The sequence below is a fragment of the Bacillus hominis genome (assembly GCF_018332515.1).
Lineage (GTDB): Bacteria > Bacillota > Bacilli > Bacillales > Bacillaceae_G > Bacillus_A > Bacillus_A hominis.
This window is the reverse complement of sequence record NZ_BOQD01000092.1, coordinates 1-23,120: the sequence shown is the minus strand read 5'-3', so window position 1 is coordinate 23,120 and position 23,120 is coordinate 1. Positions and strand designations below refer to the sequence as shown.

The 23,120-nt window shown below is 35.4% G+C and carries 16 protein-coding genes, 1 pseudogene and 4 other annotated features (1 of these 21 running past the window's edge); of the genes and pseudogenes, 16 read left to right on the top strand and 1 reads right to left on the bottom strand.

Annotation, left to right across the window (positions count from 1 at the left end; translation table 11 throughout):
- Positions 1-223, top strand: a binding site (T-box leader); it begins 8 nt to the left of the window's first position.
- Between the two features lie 106 nt (positions 224-329).
- From serS to KI356_RS10780, 3 genes are all read left to right on the top strand, one after another.
- Entirely contained in the window at positions 330-1,604 is a 1,275-nt protein-coding gene (serS, locus tag KI356_RS10790) for a serine--tRNA ligase (protein WP_212935407.1), read from the top strand.
- A 61-nt stretch (positions 1,605-1,665) separates the two neighbouring features.
- The gene (locus tag KI356_RS10785; RefSeq protein WP_212935406.1) at positions 1,666-2,205 is read left to right on the top strand and encodes a GNAT family N-acetyltransferase; all 540 of its coding nucleotides are present in this window, start codon (positions 1,666-1,668) and stop codon (positions 2,203-2,205) included.
- Positions 2,206-2,248: 43 nt separating this feature from the next.
- The gene (locus KI356_RS10780) at positions 2,249-2,779 is read left to right on the top strand and encodes a cysteine hydrolase family protein (RefSeq protein ID WP_212935405.1); all 531 of its coding nucleotides are present in this window, start codon (positions 2,249-2,251) and stop codon (positions 2,777-2,779) included.
- Positions 2,780-2,907: 128 nt separating this feature from the next.
- Here the strand turns inward: KI356_RS10780 and KI356_RS10775 are convergent, their stop codons facing one another.
- Positions 2,908-3,345: a YndM family protein gene (locus tag KI356_RS10775; protein WP_128280357.1), complete on the bottom strand. Its 438-nt coding sequence runs from the start codon at positions 3,343-3,345 to the stop codon at positions 2,908-2,910.
- Between the two features lie 150 nt (positions 3,346-3,495).
- On the opposite strand from KI356_RS10775, the gene KI356_RS10770 reads away from it, so the two are divergent.
- The 13 genes and pseudogenes from KI356_RS10770 to KI356_RS10710 all read left to right on the top strand — a co-directional run.
- Complete coding sequence (locus KI356_RS10770; RefSeq protein ID WP_212935404.1) at positions 3,496-7,008, top strand: DUF4020 domain-containing protein; 3,513 nt, start codon at positions 3,496-3,498, stop codon at positions 7,006-7,008.
- A gap of 108 nt (positions 7,009-7,116) precedes the next feature.
- Positions 7,117-7,353 (top strand) — a binding site (T-box leader).
- A 54-nt stretch (positions 7,354-7,407) separates the two neighbouring features.
- Positions 7,408-7,646, top strand: a binding site (T-box leader).
- Between the two features lie 195 nt (positions 7,647-7,841).
- Positions 7,842-8,918 (top strand): bifunctional 3-deoxy-7-phosphoheptulonate synthase/chorismate mutase, encoded by a 1,077-nt coding sequence (locus KI356_RS10765; RefSeq protein ID WP_002120208.1) that lies wholly within the window; start codon positions 7,842-7,844, stop codon positions 8,916-8,918.
- 9 nt (positions 8,919-8,927) lie between these two features.
- Positions 8,928-9,147 (top strand) — a binding site (T-box leader).
- 53 nt (positions 9,148-9,200) lie between these two features.
- Positions 9,201-10,373: a chorismate synthase gene (gene aroC / locus KI356_RS10760; protein WP_212935403.1), complete on the top strand. Its 1,173-nt coding sequence runs from the start codon at positions 9,201-9,203 to the stop codon at positions 10,371-10,373.
- Between the two features lie 18 nt (positions 10,374-10,391).
- Entirely contained in the window at positions 10,392-11,492 is a 1,101-nt protein-coding gene (gene hisC / locus KI356_RS10755; protein WP_212935402.1) for a histidinol-phosphate transaminase, read from the top strand.
- On the top strand, positions 11,485-12,585 hold the full coding sequence (gene tyrA, locus KI356_RS10750; RefSeq protein WP_128280353.1) for a prephenate dehydrogenase: 1,101 nt from the start codon (positions 11,485-11,487) through the stop codon (positions 12,583-12,585). The genes hisC and tyrA overlap by 8 nt, the downstream gene beginning before the upstream one ends.
- A 16-nt stretch (positions 12,586-12,601) precedes the next feature.
- Positions 12,602-13,891 carry a 3-phosphoshikimate 1-carboxyvinyltransferase gene (aroA, locus tag KI356_RS10745; RefSeq protein WP_212935423.1) on the top strand — a complete coding sequence of 430 codons (1,290 nt, stop codon included), beginning with the start codon at positions 12,602-12,604 and terminating at the stop codon, positions 13,889-13,891.
- Positions 13,892-14,137: 246 nt separating this feature from the next.
- Complete coding sequence (locus KI356_RS10740; protein ID WP_033714084.1) at positions 14,138-14,560, top strand: GNAT family N-acetyltransferase; 423 nt, start codon at positions 14,138-14,140, stop codon at positions 14,558-14,560.
- Positions 14,561-14,856: 296 nt separating this feature from the next.
- Entirely contained in the window at positions 14,857-16,017 is a 1,161-nt protein-coding gene (locus KI356_RS10735) for a GNAT family N-acetyltransferase (RefSeq protein WP_212935401.1), read from the top strand.
- Positions 16,018-16,249: 232 nt separating this feature from the next.
- Positions 16,250-16,816: a TetR/AcrR family transcriptional regulator gene (locus KI356_RS10730; protein WP_002110452.1), complete on the top strand. Its 567-nt coding sequence runs from the start codon at positions 16,250-16,252 to the stop codon at positions 16,814-16,816.
- Positions 16,817-17,027: 211 nt separating this feature from the next.
- Complete coding sequence (locus KI356_RS10725; protein WP_128280351.1) at positions 17,028-20,144, top strand: MMPL family transporter; 3,117 nt, start codon at positions 17,028-17,030, stop codon at positions 20,142-20,144.
- Between the two features lie 276 nt (positions 20,145-20,420).
- On the top strand, positions 20,421-20,579 hold the full coding sequence (locus KI356_RS10720) for a CPBP family glutamic-type intramembrane protease (protein WP_307856594.1): 159 nt from the start codon (positions 20,421-20,423) through the stop codon (positions 20,577-20,579).
- Between the two features lie 182 nt (positions 20,580-20,761).
- Positions 20,762-22,387 carry an ABC-F family ATP-binding cassette domain-containing protein gene (locus tag KI356_RS10715; protein ID WP_002110450.1) on the top strand — a complete coding sequence of 542 codons (1,626 nt, stop codon included), beginning with the start codon at positions 20,762-20,764 and terminating at the stop codon, positions 22,385-22,387.
- Between the two features lie 92 nt (positions 22,388-22,479).
- Positions 22,480-22,672 (top strand): annotated as a pseudogene (locus KI356_RS10710) (SRPBCC family protein); the annotation flags it as partial.
- Positions 22,673-23,120: the final 448 nt, after the last annotated feature.

The window sequence follows — 23,120 nt, the reverse complement described above, 5'->3', positions numbered from 1 at the left end:
TATGAAAGGAAGTAGTAACAAGTATCTTTTCTTTTAGAGAGTCGGTGGGTGGTGTAAACCGATAGAAAGCGCTTGTGAATCCGTCCTTGAGCGAAATGTGGAACCCTTCAATGTGAAGTTAGTAATCGTTTCCGGTTAAAAACCGTTAATTTTTTAAGTGGAAAGCTTATATTTTCTATGCTTTCAACTAGGGTGGCAACGCGGGTTAACTCTCGTCCCTTTTATAGGGACGGGAGTTTTTTGTGTTTTTTTAGTGAGATTCCCTATCTTAAAAGCTTAATGTGAACGAAGAAGATGACATTAGTCACTTATTAAAGGAGAGATAAGACATGTTAGATGTAAAAGTATTACGTGCTAATTTTGAAGAAGTAAAGAAAAAATTGATTAATCGCGGTGGAGAGTTTCTTGAATTGGATACTTTTGAAGAATTAGATCAAAATCGTCGTGAACTGTTAGTAGAAGTAGAAGAATTAAAAAGTAAACGTAATGGAGTATCTGAGCGTATTGCGAAGTTAAAGCGTGAAAAACAAGATGCTAATGAACTTATTAGTGAAATGCGTGAAGTAGGAGAAAGTATTAAAACGTTAGATGATGAGTTACGTAATGTAGAAGAGGAGTTGAATTCTATATTAATGGCATTACCAAATATACCTAATGAAACAGTGCCTATTGGGGCATCAGAAGATGATAATGTTGAATTACGTAAGTGGGGAGAAATAAACGAATTTTCATTTGAAGCAAAACCACATTGGGAAGTTGCTGAAAAATTAGGATTACTAGATTTTGAGCGAGCAGCAAAAGTAACAGGAAGCCGCTTTGTATATTACAATGGCTTGGGAGCACGTTTAGAGCGAGCAGTAGCTAACTTTATGCTAGATTTACATGTTGAAGAACATGGATATACAGAAATGATTCCACCGTTTATCGTAAATAGCGATAGTTTAATAGGAACCGGACAATTCCCGAAATTTAAAGAAGATGTATTTACATTAAAAGACACAGATTACTCTTTAATTCCAACGGCGGAAGTACCATTAGCGAACTATTATCGTGACGAAATATTAAATGGTGCAGAATTACCTATTAATTTTACCGCTCATACGCCATGTTTCCGTTCTGAAGCTGGTAGTGCAGGACGTGACACGAGAGGACTTATTCGCCAGCACCAATTTAGCAAAGTTGAAATGGTTAAATATACTAAGCCAGAAGAATCATACGATGAGTTAGAAAAATTAACTGCGAATGCCGAAAGAGTACTACAATTGTTACGATTACCTTATCGAGTTATCGTATTATGTACAGCTGATATAGCATTTCCAGCTGCGAAAACATATGACATTGAAGTTTGGTTACCAAGTTATGGGGTATATCGTGAAATATCTTCTTGCTCAAACTGTGAAGATTTCCAAGCGCGTCGTGCAAGCATACGTTTCCGTCGTACACCAGGTGCAAAACCAGAATTTGTGCACACATTAAATGGTTCTGGGTTAGCTATAGGGCGTACAGTAGCAGCTATTTTAGAAAACTACCAACAAGAAGACGGCTCAGTTATAATCCCAGAAGTATTGCGTCCATACATGGGAGGAGTAGAAGTCATTAAATAAGAAAGATGATGATGTAAAATAAAGTTTAACAGTTTATAAAATACTAGCAACGAGGTGCTATATGTTATTTCAAAACAATAATTTATCGGTTAGATATGTAACAAAAGACGATGCACCTATCATCTCCAAATGGTTAACAGATCCAAAAGTTTTACAGTATTACGAAGGAAGAGATAATCCGCAATCTGTAGAGAATGTACTTGAACATTTTATACATAATCCAAATAGTAATGAAAAAAGATGTTTAGTAGAATTTGATGAAGTACCGATCGGTTACATACAAATGTATCCTGTTGATTCTGAATGGAAAGCTTTATATGGATATGAAGAATCAAAAAATATATGGGGCATGGACCAATTTATCGGTGAACCGATCTTTTGGGGAAAAGGGATTGGAACAAATCTCGTTCAAGCAGCCATTACATACATTATAGAGAGTTTAGGAGCAGAAGCGATAGCGATGGATCCTAGAGTAAATAATGAGCGTGCGATAAGCTGTTATGAAAAATGCGGATTTAAAAAAGTGAAGATTTTAAAGGAACACGAGTTACATGAGGGGAAATTAGAAGATTGTTGGATGGTGGAATATAAACAATTCTAATGAATATGCAAGGGGAGTATACAAACAAAGGGAGCTGTGTGAAATGAAAAAAGCATTAATAGTTATTGATGTGCAAGCGGGTATGTATACAGCAGGAATGCCAGTACATAATGGGGAAAAGTTTTTAGAAACATTGCAAGCGCTCATTGAGGAATGTCGCTCAAATGATATTCCGGTTATTTATGTCCAACATAACGGGCCAAAAGATCACCCGTTAGAAAAAGGTACAGATGGCTGGAAGGTGCATGCGGCAATTGCACCACAAGAGGGTGATAGTATCGTTGAAAAGACGACGCCAGATTCATTCCATAAAACAAACTTAAACGAAGTGTTACAAGAAAAAGGAATTGAACACGTCATTATTTCAGGCATGCAAACTGAGTACTGTGTGGATACGACAACACGCAGAGCATTTAGTGAAGGGTATAAAGTAACGTTAGTAAGTGATGCACATAGTACATTTGATACAGATGTGTTACGTGCTGAAAATATTGTGAAGCATCATAACGTAGTGTTTGGAGCGTTTGCTGATGTTGTGACGTTAAAAGATTTGAAAGCGGCTGCCTCTAAATAAGAGGCAGTTTTTTATTTGAAGATAACGTATCAAATATTGTCGGTAGGTCTATGTAATTTCATGTACCGAAATGACAGTACAGAAAAAGGAGCCCACACGATTAAAAAGAGAGCTCCTTCATCAAAATGTTACTTCTTCTTATCTTTATCCAACACATTCTGTTCTTCAGCAAACTCCGTACCATATGCAAAACGGCGATTAATATGAATATTATCGTTTTGATGTCTTGTGTGTGAGTTAGAGAAGCGATGTACAATTACTTCTGATAATGTGAAGACAATCGCTGAAAGGATACTTCCCCATGCAATTTGCATGTAGTTGTCTAATAAAATATTACCGAAAATCCAAACGCTTAAATACGCTAATAAGAAATCTGTCATAATGGCACCAGTATTGCCAATGCGATTTAAAATAATTTTATCAACGAACATATAAGATACGATTGTCACAAAAAGACTGAATGAAATAATTTGGACGAACGTTGCGGGAAAAAATAAAGCTAGTCCGATACTAAATGCGATAATGCACGATATGAATTTGATAAGTACTACAGTAAAACCATTCAATAGTTACACCTCCGATTTATACATAGTTTTGCAATAAATTCAGGAGTTCATACATTGGAACTATTTAATTTATATAAAACTTTATCACGTCGAAATTTTATCTAAATATTAAAAAAACAACTGAAAAATGTTATAGTGAAATGAGAACGTATGACATTTTTAGGTAAGGGGGAATCCGGGATGTGGATTACTTCAGAAGTAGAAATTCCAGATGAGTTAATCGATCACCTTGAACAAGGGAAGTTAGTATTATTCGTTGGAGCAGGAGTTTCTATGAAGGGGAAATCAAACTTACCGAATTTCGATGATTTAGTTGATGAAATTTCGAAAGCTTTATATGTCGAAAAGCGTGAGATGACAGAACCCCACGATTATTATCTCGGTAAAATTGCGAAAACGAAAGATGTGCATCAAGTTGCAAGAGACCTCGTTAATATAGAAAAATCAAAACCAAATCCATTACACTATGCGATTCCAAGGCTGTTTCCGTTAGATACGGATGTTCGAATTGTAACGACAAACTTTGATCAACATTTTACGTCTGTAATTACAGAAATGAATAGAGAGCTGAATATTTATTACGCACCTGCGTTACCGACAGGGAGAGCGTTTAAAGGGTTGGCTTACATACATGGGAATATAGAACAAGAGAAAGAAGCTTTAATTTTAACGGATGGTGATTTTGGAAGGGCTTACTTAACGGAAGGATGGGCGAGACGATTTTTAGTTGATTTATTTTCAAATTACACTGTTTTATTCGTTGGGTATAGTCATAATGATCCTGTAATGAAGTATTTAGCAACAGGCTTACCACCGAGTACAAGGCGTTATGCTTTCGTCGCACAAGGTGATAATACATATCATTGGGAACATTTAGGGATAAGACCGATTGTGTATCCGAATAAAGCAAATAATCATCAGGCACTTGTGAAAGCGGTGAAGCGGTGGGCGGAATTAATGGGGGATAATTATATTACGAAAAGAATGCGTATTCGTGATATTGTAACCGTTCCTCCATCAGTAGAGCAGGAGCAATTATCCTATATAAAACAATCAATAAAAAAAATAGAAACCGTTCGGTACTTTGTTGAATTTGCTCGTGATTACGAATGGGTGGAATGGCTTGAAGCGGAGGGGAAACTAAGAAATTTATTTCTGCTTACAGCAAATTATGATGAAGTAGATGAATTGCTTGCGGAATGGTTAGTGGAGCAATTTCTATTTAGTCATCAAAAAGAACTATTTCAATTGATTTTTAAAAATCATTCTAAAATATCCCCGTTATTGTGGCGAACAATTTGTACGTATTTGAACGAAACGAAGGAAACGATGGATCCTTTGTTATTTGCAAAATGGACATTGCTTGTATTAGAAACGGCAGAAAAAGATAGTAGCTCTATAGAAAAGATTTCTTACTTACTGCAAAAATGTTCTTTTCCTGAGCATAAAGAAATTGGCTTGTTGTTGTTAACGTTTATTTTAGACGGGAAACTTAAATTGAAACGTGTAAGAAGATGGGGAAATGATACGCAAGAATCCATAGAACTTGTGGAATCGAGTCGTTTGCCGGTGCCTATTTTTTCTCATGTAGAGCGAATTTGGAAAGAGAAAATGAGACCACATATTTCATACTATGCTGCTCCTATTATGGTAATGGGATTAGAAAAGATACAACTATTGTCATTAAGACAAAGTGTACTAAAAAAAAGAGATAGAGAAATTTCAGAGCAAGAGTTACAGCAAAATGATTTTACGTTTTTAATTCAAATTGTAAAAGAGTGTCTTACATATTTATGTGAAAACAATGAGAAAAAAGCGAATTATTATATTACAGAAATGATAGAAACAGATAGTGTACTTCAAAAGCGAATTGCGATTGAAGCAATGAGTAAAAATGTATTCGTTACTGTGGACGACAAAATGAAGTGGTTGTTGTATGAAGGTCTTCTTTTAGACTTCACATATAAACATGAAGTTTTTCAAGTTTTAAAGGGCTACTACGCAAATGCTTTAGAAGAAACAAAAGAAGAAATTATTCAAACTGTAATAAAGCACCTTGCAGAGGAGAGGGCGTTTGATGCTTGTCTCGTTTTAGATTTATTATTTGCATGTGATTCGAATAGTCGATGTACGATAGAAGGATATGAATTAATGAAACAGAAGCATCCTCATTTTTCTTCTGATCGATACAGTGTTCCAAAGAAAGAATCTATTGAACAAAGCATTACGTGTAATGTAACAGCTGATGGATTACTGCAGCTGAAAGACGATGAAATAATGAAGCAAGTGCAGCAATTTTCTCAAGATGGTGTTTTTGAACAACGCCATTTTTTAGAAATGTTATCAAAAGCATGTAAATTGAATGTAGAGTGGAGTATTTCGTTTGCATACCAACTAATTGGCGTGCATGAAATAAGTAATGAAGTTTGGTTTGTTTGTATTAGAGAGTGGCGAAATAATAGAAATTTGACGGATGAGCAAATCCAAAAGGTCATTCCGCTATTGCAAAAGTTTGTTAGAAATACTGCTTTTCATTGGTTAATTAGTAGTTTTCTTTATGAAATTAGTAATCGATTAGAAGAGCTAGAGGAGAATAGTATACGTGTTGTAAAACGATTTGCATTTTCCGTATTTCCACAAGTAATGAGAGGGGAAACGGATTTTAAGATTGGAAAACAAGAATTTTACAATGAATCTATTCAGCATCCTGTTGGGAAAATGACTGCTGTATTACTAAAACTGTTAGCATATGATCATTTATACGATCGCAATGTGTATGAATATTTATTTTTATTTGAGGAACAGGTAAGAGTTACTTCGGAAAGAACGAACTTTATGTTTGCTCGTTTAACAGCAGATATTACGTTTTTATACCATATTGAGAAGCAATGGTGTCGAAAAAATGTATTACCTTACTTAGATTTAAAGAAAGAAAGTGAGTTTACGAAATATGCGTGGGCGGGGTTATGTAATACGCAAATTAATGTACCTTTGTTTACAGAGATAAAGCGATATATTAAGTATGCGGTAGAACATTTAGATGCACTATATCCATATACGAGAGAAGCATTTTTAAAATGGCTTAGCTTTGTATTTATTAAATGCGTATTATATTGGGAGCAAAAAACAGATTGGTTATACCCACTTTTGATGCAAGAAAACGAAGAGAATAAAATTAAATTTATGCAGTATTTATGCTACTACGTAAAAACGTTAAGTGGTAAGGAACAACAAAAATTTTGGACAGCGTGGCTTAGTGTGTTTTTAAGAGAACGTCCGAAAATGGGCGTAATATCAACGAGAGAATATATGATGCTTTTACGTATTGTTTTATGCATGGATGAGGTTTTAGAAAAAGGACTAAATATTATTTCGAGTAAATTTCAAGGTGTGGAAGGACAATGTAATCAAGAAGAAATGAAACAATTATTTATCGAGATACTTGAAAAGAAGGAGAGTATGAAAGCGTATAAAGAATTGTATGCAAATGTGTTTTTTACTTTACTTCAGACGTGTCAAGAAGCCGATTTACTTGAAAGTGAGATCATACAAATAAAAGAACTATTAACCAAGTATGGGTTAGAAAGACATGTATTAAATTTAATAGAAAATGAGATGATTCGCATCGGAATTGTAACGGAGAATTTACAAGAGGAATCATAGGGCGAAAAACGGAATTTTAAAAAATGAATAAAAAATTGTTGACAGTGTTTTGAAAAGCGTTCTATAATACGAATCATACTTATTCAATTTCAAAAACATTTGAATAAACAAAGTGCAATGAAGAGATCACAGTAGTGGTTAGTCTTACTGTAACAGAGAGCTGGTGGTTGGTGTGAACCAGTACAGGGATAATCATGAATTACAGTCTTGGAGCATCTTTTTCGTAGTAAAGATAGTATTGTCTTTATGAAGAAAGAGCGGTCAAATGATCGTTAACAGTGAAGAGAGGTAGACGGAAAGTTAGTCTACAACTAGGGTGGTACCGCGATAAATATCGTCCCTACTGATTTATTCAGTAGGGACTTTTTGTATTTTAATGGTCCAACTTGAAAATAAAATATATATGCGTTGAAAGGAAAAGGAGTAGTTGTTGTTTCCCTGTAACAGAGAGCTGGTGGTTGGTGCGAACCAGTACAAAAACAAGAGCGAATTACAGTCCTGGAGCATCTTTTTCGTAGTAAAGATAGTATTGTCTTTATGAAGGGAAAGACGGTCACATTGATCGTTAACAATGAAGAGAGGTAGACGGAAAGTGAGTCTACAACTAGGGTGGTACCGCGATAAATATCGTCCCTACTGATTGGATCAGTAGGGATTTTTTGTACAAAAAATGTGGATTTTTAACTAGTAGATAGTGTCTTTATGGTAATTATTAGTTTAAAATAAGAAGAGGTATCGATTCCACTTTAAATTTGTATAATTTATCAGTTCAGAAAATAGAGAATTTTCCATTCTCTTACTATACTTTTAAAACATTAGAGGAGGATTTCCAAATGGCAAATCATGAATTAGATCAATTACGTAAACAGGTAGATGAAATTAACTTACAACTATTACACCTTTTAAACAAACGTGGTGAAATCGTTCAAAAAATTGGGGAGCAAAAACAAGTACAAGGTACGAAACGTTTTGATCCAGTACGTGAGCGTGAAGTGCTTGATATGATCGCAGAAAATAACGAAGGACCATTCGAAACGTCAACGGTTCAACATATTTTCAAAACGATTTTCAAAGCAAGCTTAGAATTACAAGAAGATGATAACCGTAAAGCGTTACTAGTATCACGTAAAAAGAAAAAAGAAAATACAATCGTTAATGTGAAAGGCGAATTGATTGGAAACGGAACACAAACGTTCATTATGGGACCTTGTGCGGTAGAAAGCTTAGAGCAAGTTCGCCAAGTTGGGCAAGCGATGAAAGATCAAGGGCTTAAATTAATGCGTGGTGGTGCTTTCAAACCAAGAACATCGCCATACGATTTCCAAGGTTTAGGAGTAGAAGGTTTACAAATTTTACGCCAAGTAGCAGATGAGTTCGACTTAGCGATTATTAGTGAAATTTTAAATCCAAACGATGTGGAAATGGCATTAGAATACGTTGATGTAATTCAAGTTGGAGCACGTAACATGCAAAACTTCGATTTACTACGAGCTGTAGGTAAAGTTAACAAGCCAGTATTATTAAAACGTGGTTTAGCAGCAACAATTGATGAGTTCATCAATGCAGCGGAATACATTATTGCGCAAGGAAATGACCAAATTATTCTATGTGAGCGCGGTATTCGCACATACGAAAGAGCGACACGTAACACATTAGACATTTCAGCAGTACCGATTTTAAAGAAAGAAACACATTTACCAGTTATCGTTGACGTAACACATTCAACAGGACGTAGAGATCTATTATTACCAACAGCGAAAGCGGCACTAGCAATTGGTGCGGATGCAGTAATGGCGGAAGTTCATCCAGACCCAGCAGTTGCATTATCAGATTCTGCACAACAAATGGATATTCCAGAATTCCATAGATTCATGGATGAGTTAAAAGGTTTCAAAAATAAATTATCTTAATTCCATATCATATATGCGCTGAAGAGGAAACAGTAGTGCTTATCTCACTGTTAAAGAGAGCTGATGGCCGGTGTGAATCAGTACAAAGGTAAGCATGAATTACAGCCTTGGAGCATCTTTCCCGCCAACTTTTGGAGGGAAAGACGGTCAAACGATCGTTAAAGAAGAAGAGAGGTAGACGAAAGTTGTCTACAACTAGGGTGGTACCGCGATAAACATCGTCCCTACTGAGCGCTCAGTAGGGACTTTTTTGTACAAAAAAATAGTAAAGGGGCAAGAGAAATGAGATACATTACAGCTGGAGAATCACATGGTCCGCAGTTAACCGTTATTTTAGAAGGTGTACCAGCAGGTTTAACACTTACGGCGGAACATATTAATAAAGAATTATTAAGAAGACAAAAAGGGCATGGACGCGGAAGACGCATGCAAATTGAAACTGATACAGTTGAAATTGTAAGTGGTGTTCGTCACGGGATGACACTTGGCTCGCCGATTACGTTAATCGTAAAAAATGATGATTTCAAACATTGGACGAAAGTAATGGGTGCAGACCCGATTTCGGAGCAAGAAAGTAAAGAAATGAAACGTACAATTACAAAACCACGTCCAGGACATGCGGATTTAAACGGAGCAATTAAATACGGTCATCGTGATATAAGAAACGTATTAGAGCGCTCTTCTGCAAGGGAAACGACAGTTAGAGTTGCGGCTGGTGCAGTTGCGAAACAAATTTTGAAAGAGTTAGGTGTGGAAATTGCAGGGCATGTTCTTGAAATTGGTGGGGTGCAAGCGAAGCGTATTTCAAACTTACCAATTGAAGAAATTAAAACGATTACTGAAAACTCACCAGTTCGATGTTTAGATAAAGAAGTAGAACAAGAAATGATGGATGCGATTGATGATGCGAAAAGTAGCGGAGATTCAATCGGTGGTATTGTTGAGGTAATTGCAGAAGGTATGCCAATTGGAGTGGGTAGCTACGTTCATTACGACCGTAAATTAGATGCAAAACTTGCCGGAGCTATTATGAGCGTGAATGCATTTAAAGGTGCTGAAATCGGAATTGGTTTTGAAGCGGCAAGACAGCCTGGAAGTAAAGTGCACGATGAAATTATGTGGGATGAAGAAAAAGGCTACACAAGAAAAACAAATAATGCCGGCGGTTTAGAAGGCGGTATGACAACAGGTATGCCGATTGTCGTAAGAGGCGTAATGAAGCCAATTCCTACATTATATAAACCGTTAGCAAGCGTAGATATTGATACGAAAGAAGCGTTCCAAGCGAGTATTGAGAGATCTGATAGCTGTGCAGTACCAGCAGCAGGTGTTGTAGCTGAAGCTGTCGTTGCATGGGAACTTGCAGATGCACTAGTCGAACAATTCGGAAAAGATCGTATGGAATTATTAAAGCAAAACATTTCGCAACATAACAAATACGCAAAAGAATTTTAATGAAAAGGTGGATTTAGCATGCAAGTAAAAAATCAACTATCATCATTACAACCGTATAAACCAGGTAAATCACCAGAGCAAATGAAAGAAGTATACGGGGACCATTCATTTGTTAAGTTAGCATCAAATGAAAATCCATTTGGCTGTTCACCTCGTGTTTTAGGAGAATTACAAAAATCGTGGCAAGAACATGCATTGTACCCAGATGGCGGAGCTACAACGCTCCGTCAAACGATTGCAGAGAAATTACAAGTGCAAATGGAACAAGTACTTTGTGGTAGTGGGCTCGATGAAGTTATTCAAATTATAAGTCGTGCAGTGCTCTGTAAAGGAGATAATATCGTAACTGCTGGCGCGACATTTCCTCAGTACCGTCATCATGCGGTTATTGAAGGATGTGAAGTGAAAGAAGTTCCTTTAAATAACGGTGTATATGACTTAGATAGAATTTCTTCAGCGATTGATGAACATACAAAAATCGTTTGGATTTGTAACCCGAATAATCCGACAGGCACATATGTTGATGAGCGAAAATTAAATCAATTTATTGAGGGAGTTAGTGAAAAGACGTTAATTGTCATTGACGAAGCATACTATGAATACGTAACCGCGAAAGATTTCCCAGAGACAGTACAGCTTCTAGAAAAACATAAAAACCTTCTTATATTAAGAACGTTTTCTAAAGCGTACGGTTTAGCATCATTTCGCGTTGGGTATGCGATTGGACAAGTAGAATTAATCGAGAAATTAAATGTCGTTCGTTTGCCGTTTAACGTGTCTTCATTAGCACAAAAAGCCGCAACGATTGCCTTTAGTGATGAAGCGTTTATTGAAGAAATAGTACGCGTTAACGAAGAGGGATTACAACAGTACAAAAGTTTTTGTACAGAAAATGAAATCCCGTTTTATCCGTCGCAAACGAACTTTATCTTCTTACCAGTAGATGATGCTGGGGAAATTTATGAAGCTTGTGCGCACGCGGGGTTTATTATTCGTCCGTTTCCAAATGGCGTCCGTATTACAATCGGAACTAGGGAACAAAATGAGGGAGTGATTTCAGTGTTAAAACAACACTTTGAAAATAAAAAAAGTAAGTCTCGAGATGAGACAAATGTGTAAAAAGGTAGTATTAATTGGAACAGGATTAATAGGAGGCTCACTTGCATTAGCGATAAAAAAAGAGCACGATGTAACGATTACCGGCTATGACATATTTAAAGAGCAAGTAGAGCGCGCAAAAGAATTACATGTAGTTGATGAAGTAGCAGTAGATTTACAGAGTGCATGTGAGGAGGCACATTTAATTGTTTTTGCCTCTCCAGTTGAAGAAACGAAAAAGTTATTACACAAACTTGCATCATTTCATTTACGAGAAGATGTTATTGTTACCGATGTAGGAAGTACGAAAGGGACAATTATGAATGAAGCAGAAGCTTTATTATCAAAGAAAGTTTCTTTTATCGGTGGACATCCAATGGCAGGTTCTCATAAAACTGGCGTTGAAAGTGCAAAGGCGCATCTTTTCGAAAACGCATTTTACATTTTAACGCCAATGAATCACGTGCAGGCGGATCAAGTAGATGAGCTAAAAGAGTGGTTAAAAGGAACAGGCTCGCATTTTCTCGTTTTAAATACAAAAGAACACGATTATGTAACAGGAATTGTTAGCCATTTTCCGCACCTTATCGCCGCAGGATTAGTAAAACAAGTTGAGAAACATGCCGGGGATAATCCGCTTATTCATCAACTAGCGGCAGGCGGATTTAAAGATATAACACGTATCGCATCAAGTAGTCCGAAAATGTGGAGTGATATCGTAAAGCAAAATCGCGGGCATTTATTGGAACTATTAGAAGAATGGATCTCAGAAATGGAAGAGTTATATAAGACTGTTTCTAAAGGAGATGCAGGTGAAATACAAAACTATTTTGCTGACGCAAAAGAATACCGTGATTCTTTACCAGTGCGAAAGAGGGGCGCAATTCCTGCCTATCACGACTTATACGTCGATGTTTTAGATAAAGTAGGGGCTTTAGCTCATATTACGAGTATTTTAGCAGAAGAAGAAATTAGCATTACAAACTTGCAAATATTAGAAGCGCGCGAAGGATTGCTTGGAGTGCTTAGAATTAGCTTCCAAAGAGAAGAAGATCGCATGAAGGCAAAGCTGGCGCTAGGAAAAGAAGAATACCAAACGTATGAAACAATTTAAAAAAGAGGGTGACAATGTGAAAGTAACTACAATACAACCTGTAACTGGCGGATTGAATGGCGCAATTACAATCCCAGGTGATAAATCAATTTCGCATCGCGCTGTCATGTTTGGCGCAATTGCAGATGGAAAAACAACAATTAAAGGATTTCTTCCTGGTGCGGATTGTTTAAGTACGATTTCTTGTTTTGAAGAAATGGGAGTAGAGATTACGCAAAATGAAGACGAAGTTACGGTAATTGGAAAAGGATTAGAAGGTTTGCAAGAACCAAAAGCTGTATTAGATGTTGGTAATTCTGGTACAACGATCCGATTAATGTCAGGAATACTTGCAAACACACCATTCTTTTCTTGTGTACAAGGCGATGAGTCTATTGCAAAAAGACCAATGAAACGTGTAACAAATCCATTAAAGCAAATGGGTGCAAAAATTGATGGCCGAGAAGAAGGAACGTTTACGCCGCTCACAATACGTGGCGGAGATTTAAATGCGATTCAATATACTTCACCTGTCGCAAGTGCGCAGGTGAAATCAGCTATTTTACTTGCAGGTCTTCGAGCAGAAGGTGTAACAGCTGTTACAGAACCACATATTTCACGCGACCATACGGAAAGAATGCTTGAAGCATTTGGTGTTAAGGTAACTCGCGAAGGAAAAACAGTGAAATTAGCAGGTGGACAAAAGTTAACAGCAACAGACGTTCAAGTGCCAGGTGACGTATCATCAGCAGCATTTTTCTTAGTAGCAGGAGCAATTATTCCAAATAGTAAACTAGTATTACAAAATGTAGGAATGAATCCAACTCGTACAGGTATTATTGACGTTTTAGAGAAAATGGGTGCTACGTTCACTGTAGAACCAATTCATGAAGGTGCATCAGAACCAGCTGCAAACATTACGATCGAAACATCTTCATTAAAAGGAATTGAAATTGGTGGAGATATTATCCCAAGATTAATCGATGAAATTCCAGTTATTGCTTTAGCGGCAACGCAAGCAGAAGGAATTACAGTTATTAAAGATGCGCACGAATTAAAAGTAAAAGAAACAAACCGTATTGATACAGTCGTTGCGGAGTTAACGAAACTAGGAGCTCGCATAGAAGCAACTGATGACGGCATGATCATATACGGAAAATCAGCTCTAAAAGGCCATACAGTAAATAGTTACGGTGATCACCGCATTGGAATGATGCTTGCGATTGCTGGCTGTATAGCAGAAGGAAAAACAACAATTGAAGATGCAGAAGCAGTAGGAGTATCATATCCTACGTTCTTCGAAGAACTTCAAAAGTTAGCTAAATAAAGTGATGAGAAGCAGATATGCAGTATTAAATATACATTAAGCTCGTAAGGACTTGATAAGCCAGCTACTTACAATGTTAAAAATGAATTATTTAACAACGATAGGACTTTTGAGACAAGGTTTTTCCCTTAACGTTGAAAAGAAGCCGAACAAGAAGAAAGGTACCTATTGATTTTAATCGCTTTCATTTATTTTATTAACTGGACAATTGATGAAACATTTCAACTTAGAAAGGAAGAAATATTTATGATAGTAGAAATCGTAAATAATCAACAACAATTAGAAGATGCTTACGCTATTCGACAAAAGGTTTTTATAGAAGAACAACAAGTCGATGTAGAAGAAGAAATTGATGAACATGACAAAACCGCTACTCATTTTGTGTTATACGATAATAGCAAGCCAATTGGAGCTGGACGTTTTCGTATTGTAGATGGCGTTGGTAAAGTTGAACGAATTTGTGTAGTGGCAACTGATCGCAAAGCGGGTTCTGGAAAATTAATTATGAATGAAATTGAGAAGTTTGCACAAAGTCAGGGCATTTCTAAAGTGAAATTGAATGCTCAAAAACATGCAATTGGTTTCTATGAAAACTTAGGGTATGAAAGTATTTCTGAAGAATTTATAGATGCGGGTATCCCTCATCGCACAATGATTAAGAATCTGTAAATGGAAAGATAATGCGGGGGATTAATTTTCTATAACTTTACAACGAGAAAAATCACCCTAATATTATTTAAAGTGGTAAATGTGTCTTTATAAGTCATATGAACTAACTAAAGCTTAATTTCTCTCTTACAATACCGAGAAATTAAGCTTTTTTATTATAGGATTTACTTAGCGTTGAAAATCCATATTTTCCTACCAATCTTATCTGGGATTCAAAACGTTGATATATTTCTAATCATCAACCCGAAACATTCAAAATTATAATACAATACATATAGGGAATGGAGGAGAATTATATGACCGTTATACAATTAAAAGAAGATAAGTTCAGAGAAGCATTACGTTTATCAGAATACGCTTTTCAGTATAAAGTAAATGAGGAACGATTGCAGCAGCAACTTACTCGAATGAAAGAAAGTCATGAAATATACGGCATTATGGAAGGGAAAGGTTTAGCAGCAAAACTGCACCTTATTCCTTTTCATATTTACATAGGCAAAGACAAATTTAAAATGGGCGGCGTTGCAGGGGTAGCGACCTATCCAGAATATAGAAGAAGTGGGTATGTAAAAGAGTTACTTCAGCATTCACTGCAAACGATGAAAAGAGATGGATATAGTGTATCGATGTTACATCCATTTGCCGTTTCATTTTACCGCAAATACGGCTGGGAGCTTTGTGCAAATCGCCTTGTATGTCATATGGAGAAGAGCGATTTAATTATGAAAAAACAAGTGAACGGTACAGTGAAACGTTTTAGTAAAGATAATCATCCAGAAGACGTAGAGAAGCTATATGAAACATTTGCAGAACGATTTTCTGGTATGTTAGTTCGCGGACGTAAATGGTGGCTACAAGTGGTGTATCATGATTTAACATTGGCAGTTTACTATGATGAAAATAAAAATGCGACAGGTTACATTTTATATAAAATAGAGGATTCTAAAATGACGGTAGAAGAATTTGTTCCACTGCATAATGAAGCGAGAAATGGCCTATGGAACTTTATTTGCCAGCATGATTCTATGCTTAAAGAACTTGAAATGATATTAAGTGAAAAAGAACCGTTGTTATATACATTGCAAGAACCGCGAGTGAAGGCAGAACTGAAACCATATTTTATGGGTAGAATTGTAGATGTGGAGCAGTTCTTAAATCAATATGAGTTTAATTGGAACAGTGCGCAACAAGAAGTGATCTTACAAATTACAGATTCATTTGCACCTTGGAATAACGTAACTGTGAAACTTGCAAATCATGAAGTAACAATTATAAAAGAAGAGACATTGCATAAAGGAATTAGACTAGATATCAATGCGTTATCTACAATAATGTTTGGCTACAAACGTCCGTTAGAGCTAAAAGAACTTGAATTAATTAGCGGAAGCGAAGAGGAAATACGAGTATTTGAGAATTTAGTACCGGTACGAGAAGCATTTATTTATGATTTCTTTTAATTCACATATATGAAATCGAGCTGTCCCAAATAAAATTTTGGGATGGCTTCCTCCTATGTTGTCAGTTTTTGTCGGTAAGTCGATATATCTTAAAAATCGCTGATGTAATTTCATTCACAAGCAGGGGCTATAAAAATTCTGTATTACTTTGTCGCGTACTTGACTTTTAATCCGTGTAATTTATAATTAAAAACGGAATGAATTTTCATTCCTGAAAATTGAGATGAGCAAAATGGCTAAAAATAAACAAGAGGATATTTTTGATGCTGCTATAAAACTTTTCGCAGAGCGTGGTTACGATGGTACGACAATTCCGATGATTGCTGAAAAAGCAAATGTTGGCGCTGGTACTATTTATCGCTATTTTGAAAATAAAGAGGCACTCGTTAACTCACTATTTTCAAAGAGCATGTTGCAATTATCTGAAATACTAAAAACTGATTTTCCTGTTGAAGCAAATATTCGTGAACAGTTTAGTCATATTTATAACCGTTTATTTGAATTTGCGAGAAATAATGTGGATGCTTTTCTTTTTACAAATTCTCACTGTGATAGTTATTTTCTTGATGAACAGAGTAACAAAATATTTGACGATTTTATAGGCTTCTTTATGAATATTATAGAAGATGGAATCGCAAAAGGTTTGCTCCGTCCATTGCCTCCAGTTGCTTTAATTATTATTGTATATCAACCGCTAGAAAAATTAACTAAAGTAATGGCAACAGGGCAATTAGAATACTCAAAAGAATTAGTAAAAGAATTGGAAGAAAGCTCTTGGAATGCTATTAGAATCATTTGATTCTATAGCTCTATAAGGACAGGAATGAACATTCATTCCGAAATAGATATATAAAATGAGAACAGGAGATGATATATCCACACAACTAAAGGAATGAATATTCATTCCGATAGAGGTAGGTAAATAGATTTAAAAATAATTTAATAGAATAATAGGAATGAACGTTCATTCCGAATGCAACATGAAATTCTAAAAGTAGGAGATGATTCATATGAGCAAATTAAAAAATTGGAGAAGTTTATCTTTTCTATTATGGATAGTTATTACTATTACAATGGTCGTAACGATGCCTAATATGGATAAGTTAGTGAAAGAAAAAGGGCAGATTACGATTCCTAATACAGAACAAAGTAGTATTGCTGACAAGATGATAAAAGAGATGGATAAAGAAGGTGTTGAAAAGTACGAAATTATAGCCGTTTTTAATAGTGGTAATAAAGCAGCTTTAACTACTGAGCAAAAAGAGGAAATAACAAAAACGATCAATGCGTTACAAAGTGAAAAAGAGCAATTAGGAATTAAGGAAGTTGTTTCACATTTAGATAATAAAGACTTGGAAAAACAGTTAATTTCTAAAGACAATACGACTATTTTAACGCAAATATCGGTAGATAAAAAGCATGGTGAAATATCAAAAGTTGCAGAGGAGCTACATAAAAAAGTTAAACCGAAAGGGGTAAAAACATACTTAACAGGAAGTGACTTAATCGGAGATGATTTTCTTAAATCCTCTCAAGAGGGAGTGCAAAAGACAGAAGTTATTTCAATCATTTTCATTCTTGTAGTATTAATCATTGTATTTCGTTCACCAATTGTTCCGATCGTTTCACTTCTTACAGTTGGGGTATCGTACTTAGTTTCAATGGGAATTATTGCTCATTTGGTTGATCAATTTAATTTTCCATTTTCAAACTTTACACAAGTGTTTGTAGTTGTCGTCCTGTTTGGAGTAGGAACAGACTATAACATTTTATTATATACGAGATTTAAAGAAGAATTAAGTAAACAAGAAAATGCGTATTTAGCTACGAAAGAAACATTTAAATCAGCAGGTAAAACCGTTTTATATAGCGGAATTGCAGTACTAATCGGTTTTGCATCTCTTGCATTAGCGAGTTTTAAATTATATCAATCTACTTCAGCGGTAGCAATTGGTGTCGCAGTATTATTACTCGTATTAACCACTTTAAATCCATTTTTCATGGTGCTATTAGGAAAAGGAATGTTTTATCCAGTTAAAACATTTAAAGGACATGAGGATAGTCGTTTATGGGGATTCTTTGCGAAAAACTCGGTAGCAAGACCATTTGTTGCTTTAATTATTGTGTTTGTGATATCGATTCCTTTCGTATTAAAATATTCTAACACGCATAATTACAATGATTTATTTGAAGTAGATAATAAGTATGAATCAAAAATGGGGATTAATGTAATAGAAGAGCATTTCCCGCCTGGTTTCTCTTCACCGGGTACGCTAGTTATTCAATCTGACAAAAAGCTAGATGAAGCGACTTCTCTACAAACTTTAGATGAACTAACTGAAAAACTTTCGAAAGTTAAAGGGGTTTCAGAAGTATATTCACCGACGCGTCCAACTGGAGATAAGATTAAAGAATTATATATAAATAAACAAGCCGGAGAATTGAATACAGGCTTAGGAGATGCAAATGGTGGTATAAAAGAAATTAATGACGGATTAACTGATGCGAAAGACAAAATGGGTGGTAATGACTCAAATAGTCTCGCAAATGTTCAAAAGTTAATTGATGGAACAAATGAGGCGGAAAATGGCGTAACAGCATTAGGAACAGCTTTAAATCAATTATCGAATGGAATAAACAATGGGGCACAAGGGGCGAAGCAAATAGAGGATGGGCTAGCATCATTAAACGGAAATATCAATGCCATTTCAAATGCAACTTCTCAGCTTCATGCTGGTTATACTCAGTTAGAAAAAGGTTTAAGTTCGTACGATCAATATTTCGGAAGTATTTCTCAAGCGATTGATGGTGCGAAAAAAGGATATGAACAAATTGAAATGTTAATGAACAATTTCATTCAAACAAAACCAGAATTAGCAAATGATCCTAATGTGCAGCAAACATTAGGAATTACAAAAGAAGCTCAGAAGCAATTAAGTGTCCTTTCAAATGAATTAAATCAATTAGCGACGCAGCACAAAGCAGCGATGAGTTCATTTAAAGAAGCGAATCAATCGTTACTGAAAGTAGATAGTGGTTTAAAAGAAATGAACAGTGGCGTTACGCAATTACAAAAAGGAGCAACCGAGCTGAAAAACGGCTTGAACGAAGGAGCTACAGGTTCAAAACAAATTGCGAACAAATCAGGTGAGTTACAATCTGGACTAACGAAAATCAATGATGGGCAAGGGCAATTATTAACTGGACTGAAAGATTTGCAGGAAAAGATGGGGCAATTACAATCAGGCTTATCTAAAAGTACAGAAGGTTTAGGAAAAGTAAGTAACGGTCTAGGGGACGCTCAAAAATATTTAGGTGAGCTGAATGAATCGAAAAGCTCAGAGAAGTTTTATATCCCAAAAGAAGTTTTGGAGGGAGAAGACTTCCAACAGGCATTGAATACGTATATGTCACATGATAGAAAAACTGCTAAAATGACAATCATTTTAGACGTAAACCCGTATTCAAAAGAAGCGATGCCTATTATTCAAGAAATTAATAAAACGATAGACGGTACGTTAAATGGTACAGAATTAAAATCGGCGAAAAAAGCAATTGGCGGAACAACAGCTAGAAACGTTGATTTAAAAGAAGTAACCGGGCAAGATTTCTTACGTACAGCTACGATTATGTTAATTGGAATTGCGATTGTATTAATAGTGATTACCCGTTCATTATTAAACTCAATATTTATTATTGGATCATTAATATTAGCGTACTTCGCATCACTTGGTATAAGTGAACAAATTAGTGCGCATATATTACATGTAGAATCATTAAGCTGGAATGTTCCATTCTTTAGCTTCATTATGATTGTCGCTTTAGGAGTGGATTATAGCATCTTCGTAATGATGCGATATAATGAGATAGAAGGGGATTCAGTAACGAAAATTGTAAATGCATCTCGTCATATAGGAGGAGTCGTATTATCAGCGGCACTTATTTTAGGTGGGACATTTGCAGCATTAATTCCTTCAGGTGTATTAACGCTAATACAAGTAGCATTAGTTGTTGGCATTGCCCTTATACTATTAGCTTTAATTGTTATGCCAATTTTATTACCAGCTTTAATAGGGTTAACGAGTAAAATACAAAGTTATAAAAAGAAAATAATTGATAAGAAGTAATAAAAAAACTGTAGAGAGTGTGTTCTCTACAGTTTTTTATTGAAAACAGAGTGAAGAACGTTTGCGAATAAACAAAAAAAATACTTTCTAATATATGGTGAAATATAGTTAGGGAAATACGGAAAATATTCACGCCCTTTTTTGTAGTAGAAGGGATTTATGGGTAACAAACAAATCATTCGTTTATGGTATGTTAAGTTTTGATGGGGCAATTATATTCTTGAGGTTGTGTGAATATCTTTTTGATATGAATTTGTATAACGAAATGACCGATTCATTTATATTCACTTTTCTTTCATACATAATATCCTAATGGAATATCGTGTGTTTCCGTTTGTTTTGAGTATTGTTACTAGTTACATATACCGAAAAACAAATTCATTGCTAGCACAAATCCTTATTCACTATATATGGAATTTAACTAGTAGTATTTAAAATGCTGTATTAACCAGTAAATCAATGTAATAACCACACGATAAAAGCAATCAACCGTTGCTATTCATCCAGCTTCTACTATATAATAGCTATAGTCTACAATAATTGAGTCGTAATATGCGATTTTTTAAGACAATCGGTGAGAAAACGCTGAAATAAGTGGTATTAGTAGGAGGACACAAATGATTACAGTAAGTAACGTTAGTTTGCGTTTCGCAGATCGCAAATTATTTGAAGATGTTAACATAAAATTTACGCCAGGTAATTGCTACGGTTTAATTGGAGCAAACGGTGCTGGTAAATCAACATTTCTAAAGATTTTATCTGGAGAAGTTGACCAATCAACAGGTGACATACATATTACGCCAGGTGAGCGTTTAGCAGTATTAAAACAGAATCACTTCGAATATGAAGAGTTCCCTGCACTAGAAACAGTAATGATGGGTCACACACGTCTTTATAAAGTAATGCAAGAGAAAAATGCAATTTACATGAAAGAAGACTTTAGTGATGAAGATGGCATGCGTGCTGCAGAACTTGAAGGTGAGTTCGCTGAGCTAAACGGTTGGGAAGCTGAGTCTGAAGCAGCAATCCTTCTAAAAGGATTAGGTATCGGTGAAGATATTCATGATAAAAAGATGTCTGAATTAACAGGGGCAGAGAAAGTAAAAGTATTACTTGCTCAAGCTTTATTCGGTCAACCTGACATTCTATTACTAGATGAGCCTACCAACCACTTGGACTTAAAAGCGATTCAATGGTTAGAAAACTTCTTAATGAACTTTGAAAATACAGTTATCGTTGTATCCCATGACCGTCACTTCTTAAATAAAGTATGTACGCACATGGCTGACCTTGATTTCGGTAAAATTCAATTATACGTTGGTAACTATGACTTCTGGTATGAATCAAGCCAATTAGCATTAAAACTAACGCAAGATTCTAACAAGAAAAAAGAAGAGAAAGTAAAAGAGTTACAAAACTTTATTGCGCGCTTTAGCTCAAACGCATCTAAAGCGAAGCAAGCAACTTCTCGTAAAAAATTATTAGATAAAATTACATTAGATGATATTAGACCGTCATCACGTCGTTATCCGTTCGTTGGTTTCACACCAGAGCGTGAAGTAGGAAATGACTTATTAACGGTTGAAGGTATTTCTAAAACAATCGACGGAGAAAAAGTATTAGATAATGTGAACTTCACTTTAAATAAAGGTGATAAAGTTGCATTTATCGGCCGTAACGATATTGCAATGACAACATTATTTAAAATTCTTATGGGTGAAATGGAGCCAGATAGCGGTTCATTCAAATGGGGTGTAACAACATCTCAAGCTCATTTCCCAAGAGATAACTCTGAGTACTTCGAGAACAGTGATTACACTTTAATTGATTGGTTACGTCAGTTCTCTCCACAAGATGAATCAGAAAGTTTCTTACGTGGTTTCTTAGGCCGTATGCTATTCTCTGGTGAAGAAGTAAAGAAAAACGTTTCTGTTTTATCTGGAGGAGAAAAAGTTCGTTGTATGTTATCTAAAATGATGTTAAGCGGTGCGAACGTATTAACATTAGATGATCCAACGAACCATTTAGACCTTGAGTCTATTACAGCATTAAACAACGGTTTAATCACATTTAAAGGAACATTACTATTCACTTCTCATGACCATCAGTTCGTACAAACAATTGCAAACCGTATTATCGAAGTAACGCCAAACGGTGTAGTTGATAAGGTAGCAACGTATGATGAGTTCTTAGAAAATGAAGAACTTCAAAAACAAGTTGATGCAATGTACAAAGGTCAATAATGAATGATGAAAACCCCCGCTCTCTTTTATGAGAGCGGGGGTTTTGTTGAAAAGAAATACAATCTTTTCATTTAAATAAAGGTGGGACTGAAATTAATAATTATTCAAAAATAACATTAGCGATGGTAAGAAATTTTTGAAGCGTGGATAAACCCTGAAATGATGAAGAAATGGTTTTTTACATTGGAAGGGACGAATAAAGTAACGGAAAATACTCCTGAAGTAGGAGGAAGTTGGGAAATTGTTGATCATCGTAATGGAAAAGATTATCGAGTAATTGGGGAAGTTAGTTATAAAGGATAGGATTGTAGAAAAAGTGTAGTTTGAGCAATTACTTCAAACTACACTTTTTCTTATGTGAAATATGTACCAAAATTGGAGATAGATTAGTTTGCAAATGAGGAAATAAAGGATTATAGTTTGTGGAGTCATAATTAGTGGATGAGTTTTGGGAGAAAACAGGAAATGTTACAAATGTATTTTGTTAAATAGAAACCAAGGTCAAAATGTTTAAAAAGAAATGGTTGAATAAATACAAGCTTCAAATTATAATTACTAATATTCTTTATATAGTTAAATAAATAAAATCTATGTGAAGAAGAAAAATTGAATAGAGAGAAAGACTTATACAAAATAAGCCTTGGATGATTAAAAGAGGTGGAGAGATGCAACAATTTTTATTAAAGAGTAAAAGAGTATTAAGTAATCATTTTGGATTTTTCGTATTTGCAGT

What these genes read in the sequence shown, in the direction of transcription:
- KI356_RS10715 (WP_002110450.1), top strand. Translation starts at nt 20,762, where the DNA reads ATGATTACAGTAAGTAACGTTAGTTTGCGTTTCGCAGATCGCAAATTA.
- KI356_RS10730 (WP_002110452.1), top strand. Translation starts at nt 16,250, where the DNA reads ATGGCTAAAAATAAACAAGAGGATATTTTTGATGCTGCTATAAAACTT.
- KI356_RS10770 (WP_212935404.1), top strand. Translation starts at nt 3,496, where the DNA reads ATGACATTTTTAGGTAAGGGGGAATCCGGGATGTGGATTACTTCAGAA.
- hisC (WP_212935402.1), top strand. Translation starts at nt 10,392, where the DNA reads ATGCAAGTAAAAAATCAACTATCATCATTACAACCGTATAAACCAGGT.
- aroC (WP_212935403.1), top strand. Translation starts at nt 9,201, where the DNA reads ATGAGATACATTACAGCTGGAGAATCACATGGTCCGCAGTTAACCGTT.
- tyrA (WP_128280353.1), top strand. Translation starts at nt 11,485, where the DNA reads ATGTGTAAAAAGGTAGTATTAATTGGAACAGGATTAATAGGAGGCTCA.
- KI356_RS10780 (WP_212935405.1), top strand. Translation starts at nt 2,249, where the DNA reads ATGAAAAAAGCATTAATAGTTATTGATGTGCAAGCGGGTATGTATACA.
- KI356_RS10725 (WP_128280351.1), top strand. Translation starts at nt 17,028, where the DNA reads ATGAGCAAATTAAAAAATTGGAGAAGTTTATCTTTTCTATTATGGATA.
- KI356_RS10765 (WP_002120208.1), top strand. Translation starts at nt 7,842, where the DNA reads ATGGCAAATCATGAATTAGATCAATTACGTAAACAGGTAGATGAAATT.
- KI356_RS10785 (WP_212935406.1), top strand. Translation starts at nt 1,666, where the DNA reads ATGTTATTTCAAAACAATAATTTATCGGTTAGATATGTAACAAAAGAC.
- KI356_RS10735 (WP_212935401.1), top strand. Translation starts at nt 14,857, where the DNA reads ATGACCGTTATACAATTAAAAGAAGATAAGTTCAGAGAAGCATTACGT.
- KI356_RS10740 (WP_033714084.1), top strand. Translation starts at nt 14,138, where the DNA reads ATGATAGTAGAAATCGTAAATAATCAACAACAATTAGAAGATGCTTAC.
- serS (WP_212935407.1), top strand. Translation starts at nt 330, where the DNA reads ATGTTAGATGTAAAAGTATTACGTGCTAATTTTGAAGAAGTAAAGAAA.